Origin of the sequence: Pseudodesulfovibrio tunisiensis (assembly GCF_022809775.1) — a bacterium.
Lineage (GTDB): Bacteria > Desulfobacterota > Desulfovibrionia > Desulfovibrionales > Desulfovibrionaceae > Pseudodesulfovibrio > Pseudodesulfovibrio tunisiensis.
Genome location: NZ_CP094380.1, coordinates 3,349,337 through 3,367,354 on the forward strand (window position 1 = coordinate 3,349,337; position 18,018 = coordinate 3,367,354).

Sequence of the window (18,018 nt, forward strand, 5' to 3'; positions counted from 1 at the left end):
CTACCCTGTTTTGTTCAGCCAGTCCTCCAACCTGAATATCACGGAGTTTTTGCTCAAATGCGCATGGAGAGATTTCTTGTCAGCTTGGGAGTACATGAATCGTAAGTCGTCTGATTCCAACGTGTGCCAGTCTTTTTGAGGGACGGACTTGGTTTTCAGCCTTTTCTTTTGAGGCTTTTCATCAGACTCATAGCATTCCAGTGCTATTGATACCAAATCTTTTGTGGTGAGGTTCGGGTGCTCTTCAACTATGCGCCTTACAAGTGGAACGACTGCATCGCTCTCAAAGTCCATGCCTATCAGTAAGCTGTGAAGCCGTTGTGCTTGAGAATTCCCTTGATATGGATCAGAGGCACGGGGCTTTGATATGGCCGCTGTAAGCTTGGTTAATTTGTTCTCGATGTCAGGAATCATCAAGTCCGAAAATTCCGCAATCCGATCTGGGTCGCCGGACCGGAGGGCTGCCAGCATTGGGTGCACCGGCTTCAATTCGTTCTCATAGACCTTTTTTAGGATGTTGACTGTAATACGTTCTACGCCGGTCACGATTGCCCTGAGTTGGGCCAGAACGAATAGTTTGACGACAATGTCCAGAACTCCCTGCGACAGGTCGTACCAACAGTAACGAACGTCATCAGTCAGGACTTCATCCCGGTTCCGGAGCCACTGGTAGGTCCACAATTTATCCGTAAAGGCTTTCCATTCAGTAATTCGAGGCTTGCCCGTTACGGAATCTATGGCCTGGGCAGGGGGCTTCATCGGTTCCCAGAGAAGTGAACCGAGGCCTGCACTTCGTCGACCGGAACGCAAGTCTTGTTCGAAAATCGGCCGTGCTTTGGGAGTTCCCACGAATACGACAGGTAAGCCAATAGTGTTCACCAAGGTGACGAAAAAATTGAGCATCTTTTCGACGCCGCCAGACCGCTTGCGGCTGAGATGTTGGATTTCGTCTATGACAAGCACGCCGATGGCATGAGCGTTTGCCACCTGACTCATCTGGGCCAAAAGGGTCTCTATCCCATGCCGCTTCTTGACGTATTTTGTTTCATAGTCCGTGCCCACAGCTCCGTCCAGGGCCCTGAAAAAATTGATACACAAACTCTTCAAAGAACCATCGTGCGGGCAATCCACTTTGAGGTAAACCACTTGGGTAAAATTATGGACCTCATGAAAAATTACTGGCGGGTACGCTGAAAGGATTCTGTTCAGTGACGTGCTTTTCCCGCTTCCAGAACATCCGATCAGCGACAAGCTTGATGCAGTGGATTTGACTTGATGGAAACGAAAAACATCCAAATCACCAGTCATGATACGCTCATATCCATTTTGCATATGGCTATTGAGCGATCCGTCTATGAGATTTCTTCCGACGTATCCCCTCCTGATCATAATCGAAAGTTTTTCTTCCAACTGTATGTGAGATGCAAGCGGCTGAAAAAAGTCATCCAGCAACGCGGCAATCATATGTGCCCTGTCACGTCCTTCTGCAAAAATGTCTTTGAGGTTATACTGGACGATTCCTGTCATGCTAGCCCTGACCTGCTCAATTGAAAAAGTTGATGGCAGGGCCTCGATAAAGGGATTCCCTCGATATTGAGAAATGGTAGATTCCTGATATCTCGCTTTTACATGTCCAGATGGGAGCGCCATTTAATTCTCCTCGTCGCCAAAAAGCTCTTCAATGAAGTCGGGATACTCGCCGCTTTCAACCTCATTGCCATGTAAAGGTGTGACTGTGGCCCCGGCAGACGTGTCCCGTTGAGAGGGCTTGCTGATCAAGGGGTTACGTTCCCGACGCTTCTCCTGCTCCTTGTTCGTGCGAATGCTGCCGATCCTTCGAGCATTACTCATGCCGTCAGTCTCAGGAGCCCGCTCCTCGGCGTCTTTGATTTTATCCGCGATAAAGCGTTCGTGCTTTCGCTTTTGCGTTTCCATTTCCAACCGACTTTGGGCAGTGACTTTTTTCTGCTTATCCTTGATTCGCCAGACATCCCAGAAGGAGGCCCCGGCAAACTCCCGTGAGCGTTGCGCCAAATTGCATTGCCAATATTCACCGCTATTTTGCGACGGGAACAGGTAGATGGTGTCTGCTGAGGATGGATCGTATGCCGCTTGCAACCCGACAGGCCTGCGCACCCCTTTGCCCCTGTGGAGCCAGCCGCGTTCGACGATTTCCTTGGAAGTGTAGTGAACGCCGAAGGCGGATACTCCCAGCTCGGATACGGTAGCTTTCGTTCTCGGCATGAGGCTGATGCGGATTGCTTCCTCTGAAGCCGTCCTCAGGCGTCCTGTACGATTTTGGATGCCCCAATTCCATAGCGAAAGCGGGGTCATGACCAAATCTGCCGGCATGTCCGAATCGCGGTCGTATTTTTCCAATACATCATATTGGTTATGCATCAGAACAGAGGAGAGGATGATTTCTTTGAAATCTCGTACGGTGAGTTTGGCGTCCAGTCGGTAGTCTCGGCCACCACGCTTCTTTACGAGAGTCTTCTCGACAACGCCGGGCGCAAATGGCTTGAACTCGGCCTGAATCGTCCGGAAGTTTCGTTCGACAATGCCTTTGGCGTCACCACGGTATGGGGGAGTGTTCTCGATCCTGACCGAAAAGCATGCCTCCAGCGATTCGATCTGATGTCCAAGCAGCTCCCCTCTGTCGGCCAATATAGCGTCCGGCAAACCGACTGTGGGCCATTCTTCTTCGGTTATTTCAAAGCCGTATTCTTTGCAGAACTGAACTTTGTCCGTCATGGACACGACGAGTGCCTGGAGCGCGGCAGGGTAGGAAGCGTTTTCGAACCCGACATAGAGTCCGGTGATCATGCGGCTGAAGACATCGATGACGAAGTAGATGACCGGTCGTCCAACGATATTGCGCCTGTCGCTGTCCGAAACCAGGTAAATGTCGGCAATGGTCGCATCGATTTCATATCTTGAGCCAGGTCCAAGGGCGTCCACGTTAGCCGTGGAAGACATCGGCCTGACATCCTTGTTGTATTCAATGCTGCTTGTCCGTTTCCTCAACGTTTCGGGTAATTGGTACTCACTTTGATAAAAGTGCTGCATCTGCCTGCGTGTCGGCATCTCCGATTCCTCAACGTCTGGGAAGTACTGCTCGTATAGGTCTTTGAATCGCCTATGCGCATAGGGGAAGCTACACCCCTTGTCTTTAAGCAGGTACTTGTCAATGGCCATTCTAAAAAGGCGCTCAGACTGTGCATCAATGATTGCCCCGATTCCGGGCGTGAATTTACGCGGTCGTCCGAGTTTTTTGTCGGGTGCTAAACGCCTTTTACCTTTTCCGCCGGAATTTTTGTAATCTGGAAGCATGGCATTGGGAGTTTGCCCTCTTTGCCAATACCTTCGGAGCAACTTGTAGAGGTAAGGTTTTGAGATTTTCCCAGTTGCCAGGACGTCCTTAATTCGAGCGGTTAGTGTTTTGCGGTCATAATATTCAGGGTCATCGGCAACCTTCCGAACCAAGGCATAATTGTTGTCCCGCTTGATTTGAGCTGTGCTTCCTTGTTCGGGCATTTCCATGGCGAGTTCTGCATATGGGTCTTTCGCCCGGGAAAGGGTCTCGTCATCGATTGCTTTCATCAGGTCATCGGCACTAACCAATGATGGGAAGGCCTTGGGCTCTTCCATGTCTATCCAAACCAGATGCGTCCCGAGCACCGAAAGGACACGGAATAGCCTTTCGTCATATTTGAGGACTTCATTGACCCTGAACATGGAGCATCTCCTGCATGGCTGTATCTTCGGCGACAATGAGCTCGCTGGGCGCAAGCTTGCGGTAGGCAATGTGGATGTCGAAGAGGAAACAACGCAAGGCCAGCAGTTGTCTGATTTCGCGCAGGGATTCACCAGGGGATAGGGCGTATGCGACATCCAGGGACTTGGCCAGATCGATGAGCGTGGTCGCTTTGCTTTGGGCGAAATGATGACTGTAGAAGTCCGTTCTGAGTGCGAGGTCGAGTTCGGAGATGTCGTCCCGTTGTGCAGGATAGAGCCATTTGATGTTGGCAACCACGGTGGACGGGACTTCTTTTTCCGTGATCAGCCGCCACGGGACTCCCTTGTTCTCCCAATATCGGCGTTCCAACTCTAACTTTTCGATCACGCGAGGTTTTTGAAGCTCGCTGGAATATTTCGCCTGCAAGGCAAATCGGGGCTCACCGGGGCGGGATGTGTCAACGAGGAAATCCGACGACATGTATTGGGGCACGCCGGACATTGCCGGGTGAGGGATGCCGTGCTTTTCGGCGAGCTCGCAGGTAAGTTCTATTTGAAGCGGGAACTGTTCTCTGATCTCGGTAACATCTTTTTGCCATTCCAAGAGAAGGAAGACGGCAAGTTCGAGATCCGAGAAGAGGTGGTGGGTTCGTAGTGCCTTGTGCCCGAAGACGCGATGGGATCGGCCTCGGGAAGGCAGGTCCCGTACCGTCAGCCAAGGTTTATACTCATCTTGCCTGCCGCTGCCACGGCCTTCCTTCAGCCATCGCTGGAAGGTCACCTCGGAATGGGAATATCGCTTGGCCATAAAAAGCCGCTCCTAGTTTGCCATCTTTATAGCAACCGGAGCGGCTTTTGTTAACAACTTTATTGTGCTGTTAACGACTTTATTGTGTTGTTAACAACTTTATTGTTCTCCCACAATTTTTCTAGTCCGTGGGCCGCGATATCCCGACGGTTACGGTTTTGGCCTGGTGCCGGATGGTGTCGATGGGCCGGGTCATTTCCTCGATGGCCTTGTTCAGGATGTTGAGGATGTCGTCGAGCCGGGCATCTGCTGCCGGGATGGCCGAGGGCTGGTTGACGAGCCAGAGCATGTAGTTGGCGAGCTGGGCCGCGACATGCGTGGGCAGGGCCGAGTCCGTGGCTCCGGCGGCGCATCGTTCCAGCGCCTTGTTCAGCTTGTTCAGGAATCGGGTGCGATCCCAGAGCGCGGGATTTTCCACGATCTCGCCCAGCAGGATGCGGGCGTTGCGGAACGGTTCTGCATGCGCGTCGATGGCCTGCGCCGCGGCAATGCCCCACCAGTGGCCGGCAACGGTTTCCATGACGAAATCCAGACCGGCTCCGGCGCGGGGCACCTTGATGCAGGCTTCGGCAATGCCGTCGAACCGGGTCTCGTCCTCGGCGCAGAACACGATGGGGCTGCCGTTGTGCGCCCGGAAGATCGTGGTTTCCTTGACCGTGTCCATGACCACCATTTCCGGCAGGTCGCTGGCCATGACCAGCGTGAGCGGCTCGGTGGACAGGTCGATGTGCTTCTTGTCCTCGGTCACGTCGCAGGGAATGGACTTGTAGCAGAGCTCGGAAAGCTTGATGCGCACTTCCTCGGCCGCGATGCGGTTGGCGCCGTTGCCCACGAGCGCCCAATAGCGGTGGGTGGGCGCGTACCGGGTCGCGATGTCGCCGATGGCCGCCTTGTTTTCCAGCACCCGGTCGATCTTTTCGGGCAAAGTTTCCAGACAGAGGATTTCCTCGGCAATGGCCGCATCGGTCATGGTGCCGAGTTCCGAGGCCAGCCACAGGGACAGAAGCTTGCCTGCCGCGATCTGGGAATAGAAGGCCTTGGTCGAGGCCACGGCCATTTCCACGTCGCGGCCGTTCGAGGTGTAGATGTGCGAGTCGGATTTCTGCACCAGCGGCGAGTTGCGGCGGTTCACGATGGCGTTGATCCATGCGCCCCGGTCTCGGCAGAGGTCCACCACGCGGTTCGTGTCCGTGGTGGTGCCGGACTGGGAGACCGGAATCAGGAGCACGTCGTCCAGTCGGGAATCGCCCATGAAGCCGACGAATTCCGATCCCGTGAAGTTCTCGATGCCGATGTCGCTGCCTGCAAGGCTCCGGCGCAGGAGCTGGGCAATGCCCATGGCCGCGATGGCCGCGGTTCCCTGTCCCAGAGCAATGATGCGGCGGATGGGCCGGGATGTGTCCCGCAGCCGCTCCATCAGGGCCGGACCGTTGCCGAACCCTTCGGCCAGAAAGTGGATCGCGTTGTCCTGGCGCACGTATTTCCCGTGCAGGGTGTTGCGTACCGAACTGGAAGCCTCGTGGACTTCCTTTTCAATATAGTGGTTGAACTCGCCCCGAAAGATGTCGCGGGAGAAGATTTCGATTTTTTCCTCGGCAAGAGGCACGCCTTCACCATTGTCCAGATAGCGGGCCACGGGAATGGCGTCTTCGGCATCGTCGTTGCGCAGGATCATGCTGACCCCGCCCTGACGATGCACGGCGATGGGGTAGGAGCTGCGGCAGCGGGACGCAAGTCCGTATGCCTCGGAGGCCACGACCCAGCCATCCAGCGTGCGGCCCACGTAGAAGCTCTGGCCGCTGCCCTTCTGGGCCAGAAACTGGCTGTCGAAGTCGCCGAGATTCTGCATGATCACGGCAAGGGAGCCCTGACACCGGCGCAATACGCTGCGGAAGCGTTCCTCTGCGTCGCCGTCCGGGGCGTCCAGATGAAAGAGCACGGGCAGGATTTTCGCGTCCGTGCTGATGACCTGCGGGATGGCCGCACCTCGCGACAGAACGGTCTGTTCCACGAGGTTGCGGTAGTTGTCCACATCGCCGTTGAGCACGAACATGGTCTTTTCCAGTCCGGTGGACACGTCGCCTTCGATCAGGCCGTCCACGGGATGGCAGTTGGGCACGGAAATGATGCCGTTGGAGGCCCAGCGGGTGTGGGCGATGATGTTTACGGTGGACAGCCCTTCGGCCATGGACCAGAGCAGACGATCTTCGCGGATGAATTTGCGGAGTGCGGAGCCGTTGTCGCCGAGCTGGCCCACGAGTTGCGCCACCTTGTACAGGAAGCGGCAGGCGGTCCGGCCGTCGTCCAGATCGCGCACCAGCACGTTCAGGTTGTCCGCGTTGCGGATGGCGGTGCGTTCTTCGAGTTCGGCCTTGAGCGCCGTGGAAAGTCCGGCTTCGGCAGACGAGCCCGCGGGCAGGGTAAAGGTTACGGCAATGCCTGCGGAATCCCGGCCGCGCACTTCGAGCTTGTCGAGAGATTCCAGAACCTGTTCCGTTGCCCAGCCCAGAAAATGGCGGTCCCGGGCCGATGCATCATGGGCAAGGGAGTCGGGCATGATGGCCCGGACGCGGTCCAGATTGTCCAGCAGTTCGCGGTCCACCTGCCAGAGATAGTCATCAAGCTTTTCGCGCAGCGCTTCGAGGTCGTCGGTGCGCGGCCCCTGTTCCAGCCGCAGGGCTGTGGTGTTCCGCAATCTGCGCAGGTCGTCGCGCAGGGCCGTGACCTGCGCCATGCGTTCCCCGTTTTCCATGAGTTCCATATGCAGGTCGAAACTCATGAGTTCCTGAAACCGTTCGGCCAGGGCGCTCAGAGGCGTGCACGCCTCAAGGGTGTCCGTGCATTCGGCCGCGGTGTTCAGGCCATTTGCCAAGGTGTCGAGCCAGGACAGGTCCTGGGATTCGCTCCAACGTCTGTTGCTGAGAAAACTGGCGATGCCACACATTCCGGATAGTCTCTCCTGATTGGGTTGCATGGTGGAAAGCCGCCAAGGGGAACGGCTTTCGTGCGCCGGGGCGCATATCTCCGGTGGCTTAGGGAATTACGTTACATGAAGGCCCTTGGCAAGTCTGTCGCGGGAAATCGGGGAGGGTGGACTTTTTTTGCGGGATGGCCTACCCCACCATATCCCCATGCCGGAGTGAGGGTTTTTGCGCAGAGGCTGCTCGCGTTTCGGCGACAAGGTGGTTTATGGATCTGGTTCGGCTCGTTCGGGAACGCTGGCGCGGCCTCGGACTCGTATACAAATTCGCTTGGACGTTGGGCCTGTTTGCAGCGCTCATCATCTTTGTTGCGGCCGTGGGGCTGCATTCCCTTCAATCCCTCGAACAGAGTGCGGACAGCATCGTGTCCCGCAGCCTGCGTGCACAGGAACTGGCCCTGAACACGATAGGCGAGCTCAAGCGCGCCCGGCATGCGGAACAGGAATGCCGCGCCCTGTGGTCCATGCAGGGGGAGCCCGGGCTTTTTGCGGATCACAAGATCGCGTTTTTCGATTGCATGACGCAGGCGGAAAACAATCTGGATCGGCTCGCCGCGATCAAGGTGGGGGCGGACGGCCAACTGCTTGCGGCTCTTGTTCGGAATCTGAACGGGAGCGTGCAGGAATACGGCGATGCGTTTCGCAATCTCTTTCGGCAAAGAGTCCGTCCCGAATTGGAGCATGCGGAAATCGACAGCCGATATGCCCGGGTTTTCGCGTTGGCGAATCGGCTTTCCCAGGTGGCTGCGGAAGAGGCTATTCTTGCCCGCGCCCATATCGCTTCCACCAGTTCCGCAACGCGCATCGTGTTTTGCGTCGCCGTGTTGGCCGCGCTGCTCATGGCTGCATTCATCGGTACTCTGCTGCACAATGTCGCCCGCAACGCGGTGCGGCTGACTCGGGCCGCGACGGAATTCGGGCAGGGCAACCTGCGTGCGCGGGCCGAAGTGGACAGTGATGACGAGTTCGGGCGACTGGCCGACAGCCTGAACAGCATGGCCGGTCGCATGGCCCTGCTCGTGCAACGGCTGGAAACCGAGGCGGCCCGGGCTACGGCTCGGCTGCGCGATGCCATTGACAGCATTTCCGAGGGATTCGTTCTGTACGATGAACAGGATCGGCTCGTCATGATCAACCGGCGGGTCATGGAGTTCATTGAAGCCAGACTGCCCAACCTGCGCTATGGAATGGGGCTGGGAACAATTGCCGAAACGCTTGCGGAAAGCGGCATGTTCACCAATGCGCAGGGCCGGGAGGGCGTCTGGGCCGAGGACCATGTCCTGAAACACCGAAAACCGGGCGGCCCGTTTCTGGAGCCGCTGGAAGACGGCCGCTGGCTTCAGTATCGGCATTACAAGACCGGGAACGGGGAAACCGTGGTCCTGATTGCGGACGTGACCGAGACCAAGCGCGCCGAGGAGTGCCTTGCTTCCATGAACGCGGACCTGGAGCATCTGGTGCGCGAGCGGACCCGGGTTCTTCTGGAAAAGACGCGTGAACTCAAGAAGGCCAACTCCCGGCTCAAGGAACTGGACAGTCTCAAGAGTGCGTTTCTTTCCTCGGTGTCCCACGAGCTGCGGACCCCGCTGGCTTCGATTCTGGGATTTTCCCGGATCATCCGGCCGGGATTTCGAACGGCATTTCAGCCCGTTGGCCGTGCAGGGCGTGACTCGGCGATACGGCGCGCGCATTCAATCCAATCTGGACATCATTGCCTGCGAGGGCGAACGCTTGACTCGCTTGATCAACGACGTGCTTGATCTGAGCCGCATCGAGGCCGGAAAGGAACGTTGGCGCGACGGGATCGTGAATCCCGTGGACGCGGTCAGGCGGGCTGCGGATTCCGCGCAGGGATTGTTTCCCGGCAAGCCCGGCGTGGAGCTTCGGGTGACGTGTCCGGAAGTCATGCCTGATCTGCGCATGGATTCGGACAGGTTGCAGCAGGTGCTCATCAACCTGCTTTCCAATGCCGCCAAATTCACGGAGCACGGCACCGTCACCCTGTCGACCGAGGTTGGCGAGCCCGGCGAGGTCCTGTTTACCGTGGCCGACACCGGTTCCGGCATTGCTCCGGAATATCTCGACTGCATCTTCGACAAGTTCCAGCAGGCCTGTGCCGGAAACGTGCTCCAGGACAAGCCGCAGGGCACGGGGCTCGGACTGGCCATCTGCCGTCAGATCGTGGAGCATTACAGGGGCACCATCCGGGCGGAATCCCGTCTCGGCAGGGGAAGCCTGCTGACCGTGTCCCTGCCCGAGGCCGGAAGCGAGGCAAGGCCCTGCGTTCTGATTGCGGATGCGGACGAGACCACCTCGCACTATCTTTCCATCCTTCTGGAAAAGGATGGATGCGATGTCCTGCTGGCAGGCAAGGGGCCTGAGGCCCTGGAACTGGCCGCACGGCATCTGCCCGACCTCGTGGTGCTGGACCCGCGGCTGCCGGGCATGAGCAATGAAGGAATCGTGCGGCAGATGCGTGCGGAACACGAGCTTGCCGGAATGCCGATCCTGCTGGTTTCGGTTCCCGAAGCATTGCAGGGGAGCGGTGCGAACCTGTGTCTTGCCAAGCCGCTGGATTCGGAATGCTTTCTGGATGCGGTTCACGTTCTGCTGCATGGTGCGCTTCTGAACCGCGATGTTCTGGTGCATTCGGATTGCTGGCGGCATGTGCGGGCGTTGTGTCCGGCGCAGAGCGGGCCATATTCCGAGGCCGGATTGCGCGCCGAAATGGCGGGCGGATTCTCCGGTGCGGTTCTGGTTCCGGACCGGTTCTTCGAGGACGGGGAGTTTGTCCGGCTCTGCCGCAGGAACGGCGTAAGGATCATGGCCTTGCCAAACGAGGCCCCTCCGGTTGCCGGGCTGGCGACAGTTGAACCTGTTGCGTGAATAACCTCATTAATTCCTTCTCATTGGCCTGATGTCGTGATAGCGTGAGCCACTTTTTCCGCATTCTGATTGCAATCAGAGGGGGAGCTCATGCGGAAGTCCGGCTGCCATTCCGTATCATTGCGGTGCGGATTCGTTCTTGTTGCTGTTTTCATCCTGAGTCTGGCCACGATTCAACCCTGCGATGCGGCCCGGCCTTTCGTGCTTGGCATGTCCGCGCCCTTTTCCGGGCCGAGTCGGGGGCTGGGCATTGAATTGTACCGGGGAGCGGCCGCCTGTTTCGCCCATGTGAATCAGGGCGGGGGAATCAACGGCCGACGGATCGAGATTCTTGCTCTGGACGATGGATACGACCCTGTCCCTGCCATCGACAACACCATCCATTTTCTTGAAAACGAAGAGGTCCTTTGCCTGTTCAGCTATGTGGGCACGCCCACGGTGACGCGCGTGCTTCCGTTGCTCAAGGGGTATGACGGGACCAGAAAGCTTCTGTTCTTTCCCTTTTCCGGCGCTCAGCCGCAGCGGGAATTTCCCTACGAAAGACATGTGTTCAATGCCCGGGCATCGTACCGGCAGGAAATTCGCGGCCTTGTCGACAAGTTTGTCGGACTGGGGCGAACCCGGGTTGCCGTGCTCTATCAGGTGGATGCATTCGGCCGGAGCGGCTGGGACGGGACGCGTCGCGCCCTCGCCAAACACGGGCTCGAACTTGCCGGAGAAGCCACGTTTTCCCGGGGAGCCTGTTTCGGGGATTCCATGAACGCGCAGGTCGAGGTCCTGCGCAAGGCAGCCCCGGACGTCATTCTTGCCGTGGGACCATACGCGGCCTGCGCCGCCTTTGTCCGGGATGCAAGGGATGCCGGGCTGGACGTGCCTGTGGCTACTCTGTCCTTCGTGGGCAGCGAGAACATGCTCAAGTTGCTGCAATCGGCCCAAAGGGATTCGGGCCGGGTCTATACCCGGGATATCGTCAATTCCCAGGTCGTGCCCAGCTATGAGGACCTTTCCCTGCCTGCGGTCCGCGAGTACCGGGCGGACATGGATTCCCTGGCACAGGCTGCGCCGGACAAGGCCGAGCAGGGATATGCGCCGCTCCGCTACAGTTTCGTGAGTCTGGAGGGCTATCTCAATGCGCGGGTCATGACCGCGATCCTGCGAAAGTTTGCGGAATCTCCGGAAAATGGTCTGGCTGCTGCCGCGGAATCGATCAGGAATCTGGAGGTCGGCGTCGGTATTCGCATCGGGTTTGACAAGGACTGTCATCAGGGCCCGGGCAATGTGTATTTCACCACGATTCGCGATGGCAAGTTCGTTCCGATCAGGCCCGAAGACTGGGCGCGGTGGCAAAAATGAAGCGCGCATCCCGACTGTTCACCAAGACCATGATTCTGGCTTTCTGCCTGTTCGGGGTCATTGCCAACATGACGTCGGGCACGGCCGCCTACATTCTGCATTCGCGGATGACGGACGAGTTCATCAGCAAGGGCACGGCCATTGCCCGGAGCATTGCGGACGCAAGTCAGGAGATCGTGCTCAACAGGGATGCGGCCACGTTGCAGGCCATGACCGATCAGTTTCTGGAGATCGAGGGTGTTTCCTACGTATATGTTCTTGATGCGGAACGGACCGCAGTGGCGCATACGTTCGTGCCGGTCATGCCCGAGGAGCTGCGCGGATTGCAGGAGGAACGGGAAAGGACCGTGGTCACGGAACTCGAGGTCGGCGGGTACGGCGGGATCATCGACATTTCCGCGCCGATTCTGGCCGGGGTCGCCGGCTACGTGCACGTGGGCATGAGCAGGGACCTGATCGTTTCCTATTTCTGGTCCGCCGTGATCAAGCTGCAAGGGTTGCTCTTCTTCATTTTCTGGGGGTGCGTGGCCCTGCTGTACTATTTTTCCCGCCGCATATCCCGTCCGTTGCGTGAACTGACGGAATACGCCGAACGTCTGTCCCGGCACGATTTCTCCGGGGATATCGACATCCGCTCCAACGACGAGGTGGGCCTGCTGGGCCGGACCATGCAGGCCATGGCCCACGAATTGTCCGTGCTGTTTTCCGAAATGGAGGAAGAGGTCAACCGGTCCACAACCGATCTTCGGGAGAGCATGAGCTATCTTCGGGCGATTATCGACAACCTTGCGGACGGTCTGCTGGTGGTCGGTCCAGCCGGGGACATTGCCCTCATCAATCCGGCCATCCGGGACTGTTTCGATCTGGAGACCGGGGATTTTACGGGCAAGCCCGTTGGCAGCGTCTTTCCGCCCGAGGTCGAGGCGCTGGCCCGGCATGTCCTGTCGCGCGATCCCGTGGCGCATGCGGCGGAACTGCCCCTGTCCCGGTCGCGAACGGGCAAGGCGGTCGGCACCATCATCCAGACCGACGAAGGCGAAGCGCCGCGCTGTCTGGGCGGCGTCATCCTGATTCGGGACATCACCAAAGAAAAGGTGCTGGATCGGCTCAAGACCGAATTCATTTCCACGGTGTCGCACGAGCTGCGCACGCCCATGACCTCGGTGCTCGGATTCGCCAAGATCATTCGCAAGAAGCTGGATCAGTCCGTGTTTCCGGCCGTGGTCGGGGATGCCCGGGCGAGCCGGGCGTCACGCAGGGTCCGGGAGAATCTGGACATCATCGTGACCGAAGCCGAGCGGCTTACCGAACTCATCAACGACGTGCTGGACATTGCCAAGATGGAATCGGGTCGGGCCCAATGGCGGGATCAGATCGTGGACATGGGCGAGGTGGTGCGGCAGGCCGTGGACTCCACGCAGGGCCTGTGGTCGGCAAAGGAGCTTCAGGTTGTGTGCGAGGTGGAACCTGATCTGCCGCATGTTCGGGGCGACAAGGCCCGGCTCATGCAGGTGGTGGTCAATCTGCTTTCCAACGCCGTGAAATTCACGGAGGCGAGTCCCATTGTCTGCCGCGTCTTTCGCAAGGGCGACCGCATCGTGACCAGCGTGGAGGACAAGGGCATCGGCATAGCGGAAAAGGACATGGCCTCGATTTTCGACAAGTTCAGGCAGGCCGGGGATACCCTGACCGAAAAGCCCAGCGGCACGGGGCTCGGATTGCCCATCTCGCGTCAGATCGTGGAGCACCACCGGGGCGAAATCCGGGTGGAGAGCGAGCCGGAAAAGGGCAGCCGCTTCTTTTTTTCCCTTCCGGTCATGTTCATATCCAGCCTTGACGACCTGCCTGCGGACGAAAAGGTGGTGTGCGGCGATGAAGAGCAGGTCCGGGCCATTGAGCGCAAGGCCATGCTCGTGGAGGAAAAGCGGGATCAGGATTCCGCGCCTCTGGTGCTGGTCGTGGATGACGATCCCTCCCTGGGGGCTCTGTTGACCCAGATTCTGGAAGGCGAAGGATTTCGCGTTCGGGTGGCCGTGAACGGGGAGCAGGCGCTGGCTTTGGCCAAGGAGCTGCTGCCCAATCTCATCACCATGGACCTGATGCTGCCGGGCATGGACGGCCGGACCGCTATAACGTGCTTGCGTCGCAACCCGTTTACCCGGCATATTCCCATTCTGGTGCTCAGTGCCCTGAGCGACGCCATGGAAGCCGGAGGGGATGTCGCGCTGGTCAAGCCCGTGGACGATGTCCGGCTCGTGGAGGTGGTCCGTGCCCTGCTTCTGGAAAAGGACATGCGGCGTTCCTGCATGATTCTGGGCGAAGAGGACCGCGACTACTGCTACGAGGAACTCAAGGTCATCTGTCCGGGAACCATAACCTTCTGTCCGCCGGGGCAGATATGGGGGCGCATCGAGCAGGGGTTTCGGGGCATGGTCTTCGTGCCTGCCGAGGTGTCCTCCGGCATGGATCTGGAAAGACTGGCGCGCACTCCGGAGGTGGAGGTCGTGATCCTGCCCGGCACCACTGTTTCGGCAGACCTGACCTGACAGATGATTTGCGCACTTGACGGGGTTTGTGGCATGAAGGGAAAAGGGGCCGATGCCGGACCCGCACATCTTTCGTTCGAAGGAGAAAGTGATGCCGAAAAAAATCCTCATAGTAGACGATGAGGTCCATATCAAGATGCTGCTTGAGCAGACGCTTGAGGAGCTTGAAGACGAGTACGACGTCGAATTGTTCACTGCATCCGACGGCGAGGAGGGACTGGATTTCATCCGTTCCGAGCGCCCGGATCTTGTCTTTCTGGACATCATGATGCCCAAGATGAACGGGTACGAGGTCTGTCGGGTAGTCATGGATGACGACGAACTCAAGAGCACCCAGATCATTTTGTTAACGGCCAAGGGGCAGGAAGTGGATCGCAAGCAGGGATTGGAGCTCGGCGCCAAGATGTACATGACCAAACCCTTTGACCCGGATGAAATCCTGAAGGTTTCCAAAGACCTGCTGGCTTTGTAACCACAGCATGACGCCACTGAAGAAATACATCCGTCCGCAGGTCCTCAAGCGTTTTCTGGAAAAGGCGCTGAATGCTGCCGGTTCCGGCAGCGTGGTGGCCATCGAGTATGAAGGCGAGATGATTCTGGTGGCCGGAGTCGATTCCCCGGCCGAGTTCGATGCCGGGGGCGCAGATGTTTTTTCCGAACCGATTTCCTTCAATTCCATACACTCCGGACGGCTGCTTCTGAAACGAAGCGGTGATTTCGAGGAGAGCGGGCGGCTTCTGTCCTTCATGGCCTACACACTTCAGGGCTATGTGGACATGGAGGCGGCGCGTCGTTCCATTGGTGAGGATTCTTTGGCCAAGTACAGGGAACTTGCCCTGTTGTATAGGTCCGTTCCCGAAATCAACACGTCGCTGCGTCTTCGGGATGTGGTCGGAGCCTTGCTCAATGAATGTCGGCGGGAGAATTATCCCGGTGAAGTGGGCATGGTTTTTCTGTCCGACCCGGCATCGAATCGCTTCAAGCTTTTCACCCAGTTCGGATTGCCCTTTGGCAGCAACCCGGAACAGTTGGCAGGGAGCAGGATTTTTCAGAATGTCATCTTCTTCGGGCGAAGCGAGATTGTCGACGATCTGGATCAGGACGAGCGCTGGCATGGCGAGATTCCCCGCGTCAGGAGCATGGCCCTGATTCCCATTGTTTCGCCGAACAGATGCGAAGGCATGCTCGTGCTTGCCTCGGAAAACACCGGACTGTTCGAAGCGGCCCACGCCAAGAGCCTGTCCACTCTGGCATCGGTTGCCGGCATTTCCGTGAGCAACGCGTTCAACTTCGAGGGCGTGCAACGGCTCATGGATGCGATGCTCAAGGCCTTGGCCGAGGCCATTGATTCGCGCGACCCCTTTACTGCGGGCCATTCCGAACGCGTGGCCCAGCTTGCCGTGGCCTTTGCTCTGGTCTTGAACGAATCCCCGGAATTCTCGGACATTCATTTTTCCGATGCCGACCTGCGGGAGATATATTACGCAGGAATTCTGCATGACGTGGGCAAGATCGGCATTCGCGAGGACGTGCTGACAAAGGATTCGCGCTTGCCGAAGCGGCGGCTGGAAGTCATCCGTTCCCGTTTCCAGATAGCCGCTCACGCCGGAAAGCTGAACTGGGTCGAAGCGTTCGAGTGCGTGCGCAACCTGAATACGGCCATGAATCCGCGGCAGGAGGATCTGGACTTTGTCCGTTCACTGAGCGGGTTGCACTGGGGCGTGGATGACGAACGCATGCCGCTTCTGTATTCGGATGAGCTTGAAGCCCTGCTTTTGCCCTACGGCAACCTGACCCCGGACGAGCGGCGCGAGATCGAGCGTCATCCCGCCGAAAGCGAACGCATTCTTCAGCACATTCCCTTGCAGGAAGGCTTTGTCCATCTGCTGACCATCATTCGCCAGCATCATGAGCGCATGGACGGGTCTGGTTATCCGGACGGCGTGATCGGGAATGAAATCCTGTTGCAGAGCCGTCTCATGGCCATTGTGGACATCTACGACGCCGTGACCCAGGAGCGGCACTACAAGCCCGCCTATACCCGGCGCGAGGCCATGAACATCCTGTCCGGGGATGCCGAGCGCGGCAAACTCGACGCCGTTCTCGTGAACCTGTTTCAGACCAATCTTGCCCGTGTCGAGGAGTTGGCCGAGCGGGTCAAGGGCTCCCGGATCAACCACATTGCGGAGATAACGGGATCGTCCATGTTCAGCCGGTGATCTCTTCGGACTGCACGTTGTTTCTGCCGCTTTCCTTGGCCCGATACAGAGCTGCATCCGCCCGGCCCACAAACGCTTCCAGCGCTTCCCCGGCCTTGTACTCCGCCACTCCCATGCTGACCGTCACGTTTTTCAGGACCGGGTCCGAACTTTCCGCGATGAACAGGCGCAGCTTTTCGGCATAGGCAAACGCGCCGAGCCTGTCGACATTGGGACTGAGAATCAGGAATTCCTCTCCGCCCCATCTGCATATGCTGTCCGTGGTCCGGCTGTTTTCCGAAAATTCCCTTGCCAATTGGCGAAGCACTTCATCCCCTGCCTGATGTCCCTGCGTGTCATTGATCCTCTTGAAATGATCGATGTCCGCCATGACGACGGAAAGCGGCGTTCCGTACCGGTTGGCGCGATCCATTTCCTGCTCCAGAGTCGTATCCATGCTCCGCCTGTTTAGCAGTCCGGTCAGTGGATCGGTGCTGGCCAATTGCTCAAGGCGACGGTTGAGTGCGCCGATGCGTTCGAAGTTGCCTTGAATCTGGTCGGCCATGCCTGCCAGTGCATCGGCAAGGCGCGATATTTCGAGGTTGTGCCGTTTGGGGAGAGTGAGCAGCCTTTTGCGCATCTGCGGCAAGTCGGTGAGGTTGCGTGAATAGGCCAGAATGATCTGCATGAGGCGGCTGTAGGGAGCGATCTGCCACTGTACGAAAAGCAGCAGGAAAAGCAGGGTAACGCCGCCTGCAATCAGGCTGTTCTTGCGAAGGGAGGCCTTGAGTTCAAGCAGGTCCGCATGCCGCGCATCCGGAAGCAGGGTGATGAAGACGCCTTCGCTGCCCACGAATCCGATACCGCCCGGGGCAAGGGGCACCTGGTCGCTTCCGGGAGGTGGGGGGTGGGAATGGATCATGGCACCCTCGGGGCTGCGTATGCTCAGGATGGTCCAGCTGTCGGGCACGAGTCTGCCAAGCATGCCCGGGGTCAGGTGCATTGCCGCAGCCACGACGCCGACCGGGGTGTCGTTGTACTTGTTGATGATGCGGCTGGCCACCAGTGCGAGTTTTCCGTCAACCATGGCCAGACCGAGAAATTCCCCGTCCTTGAGTGCGGCGCGGAAATAGTCGGCTTGCGCGATGGAATCGCCGAAACGGAATTCCTCCGGAGCGCGGGCCAGCACCATGCCGTTGACGTCGGCAAAGGATATGCAGTCGATGTCGCCCACAAAGGCGATGCTCCAGTCGTACAGTTCGTTGTTGTCCGCCACCTCCACCGCACTGACGATTTCGTTGGGCCGGGACAGGCTGACCGCTACCTGCGCGATGCCGGAAGCCACGTTTCCAAAAAGTTTGGCAACGCTGTCGGCCTTGGTTCTGGCGTTGGACCGGATCGAGTGTTCATATCTGGAAATGACCTGTTCCAGAGATATGGTGTTGATGGAGCTGAGCACGATGAACGGCACGAACACCATGAGGAAGATGAGAATGCGAAGCGACATGG

11 protein-coding genes are annotated in these 18,018 nt (G+C 58.2%); 6 read left to right on the top strand and 5 right to left on the bottom strand.

Annotation, left to right across the window (positions count from 1 at the left end; genetic code table 11):
* The 4 genes from MPN23_RS15945 to MPN23_RS15960 all read right to left on the bottom strand — a co-directional run bounded on the left by MPN23_RS15945 (position 1) and on the right by MPN23_RS15960 (position 7,490).
* Positions 1-1,650 carry an AAA family ATPase gene (locus tag MPN23_RS15945; RefSeq protein WP_243545227.1) on the bottom strand — a complete coding sequence of 550 codons (1,650 nt, stop codon included), beginning with the start codon at positions 1,648-1,650 and terminating at the stop codon, positions 1-3.
* Positions 1,651-3,738, bottom strand: a complete 2,088-nt coding sequence (locus tag MPN23_RS15950; protein WP_243545228.1) for a transposase family protein — start codon at positions 3,736-3,738, stop codon at positions 1,651-1,653. It abuts the gene before it with no gap.
* Entirely contained in the window at positions 3,722-4,546 is an 825-nt protein-coding gene (locus tag MPN23_RS15955) for a TnsA endonuclease N-terminal domain-containing protein (RefSeq protein WP_243545229.1), read from the bottom strand. Before MPN23_RS15955 ends, MPN23_RS15950 begins: the two co-directional genes overlap by 17 nt.
* A gap of 121 nt (positions 4,547-4,667) precedes the next feature.
* Positions 4,668-7,490 carry an SIS domain-containing protein gene (locus MPN23_RS15960; RefSeq protein WP_243545230.1) on the bottom strand — a complete coding sequence of 941 codons (2,823 nt, stop codon included), beginning with the start codon at positions 7,488-7,490 and terminating at the stop codon, positions 4,668-4,670.
* Positions 7,491-7,735: 245 nt separating this feature from the next.
* Between MPN23_RS15960 and MPN23_RS15965 the strand changes: the two genes are divergently transcribed.
* From MPN23_RS15965 to MPN23_RS15990, 6 genes are all read left to right on the top strand, one after another.
* A complete protein-coding gene (locus MPN23_RS15965) occupies positions 7,736-9,286 on the top strand; it encodes a PAS-domain containing protein (RefSeq protein ID WP_243545231.1) in 1,551 nt (516 codons plus the stop codon).
* Complete coding sequence (locus tag MPN23_RS15970) at positions 9,258-10,412, top strand: ATP-binding response regulator (protein WP_243545232.1); 1,155 nt, start codon at positions 9,258-9,260, stop codon at positions 10,410-10,412. Before MPN23_RS15965 ends, MPN23_RS15970 begins: the two co-directional genes overlap by 29 nt.
* Positions 10,413-10,502: 90 nt before the next feature.
* Positions 10,503-11,765: an ABC transporter substrate-binding protein gene (locus tag MPN23_RS15975; RefSeq protein WP_243545233.1), complete on the top strand. Its 1,263-nt coding sequence runs from the start codon at positions 10,503-10,505 to the stop codon at positions 11,763-11,765.
* The gene (locus MPN23_RS15980; protein ID WP_243545234.1) at positions 11,762-14,311 is read left to right on the top strand and encodes an ATP-binding protein; all 2,550 of its coding nucleotides are present in this window, start codon (positions 11,762-11,764) and stop codon (positions 14,309-14,311) included. The genes MPN23_RS15975 and MPN23_RS15980 overlap by 4 nt, the downstream gene beginning before the upstream one ends.
* A gap of 91 nt (positions 14,312-14,402) precedes the next feature.
* Positions 14,403-14,783, top strand: a complete 381-nt coding sequence (locus MPN23_RS15985) for a response regulator transcription factor (RefSeq protein ID WP_243545235.1) — start codon at positions 14,403-14,405, stop codon at positions 14,781-14,783.
* Positions 14,784-14,790: 7 nt separating this feature from the next.
* Positions 14,791-16,530, top strand: a complete 1,740-nt coding sequence (locus tag MPN23_RS15990; protein WP_243545236.1) for an HD domain-containing phosphohydrolase — start codon at positions 14,791-14,793, stop codon at positions 16,528-16,530.
* Here MPN23_RS15990 and MPN23_RS15995 read toward each other — a convergent pair.
* Complete coding sequence (locus tag MPN23_RS15995; protein WP_243545237.1) at positions 16,520-18,016, bottom strand: sensor domain-containing diguanylate cyclase; 1,497 nt, start codon at positions 18,014-18,016, stop codon at positions 16,520-16,522. The two genes, MPN23_RS15990 and MPN23_RS15995, sit on opposite strands and share 11 nt — an antisense overlap.
* Positions 18,017-18,018 lie beyond the last annotated feature (2 nt).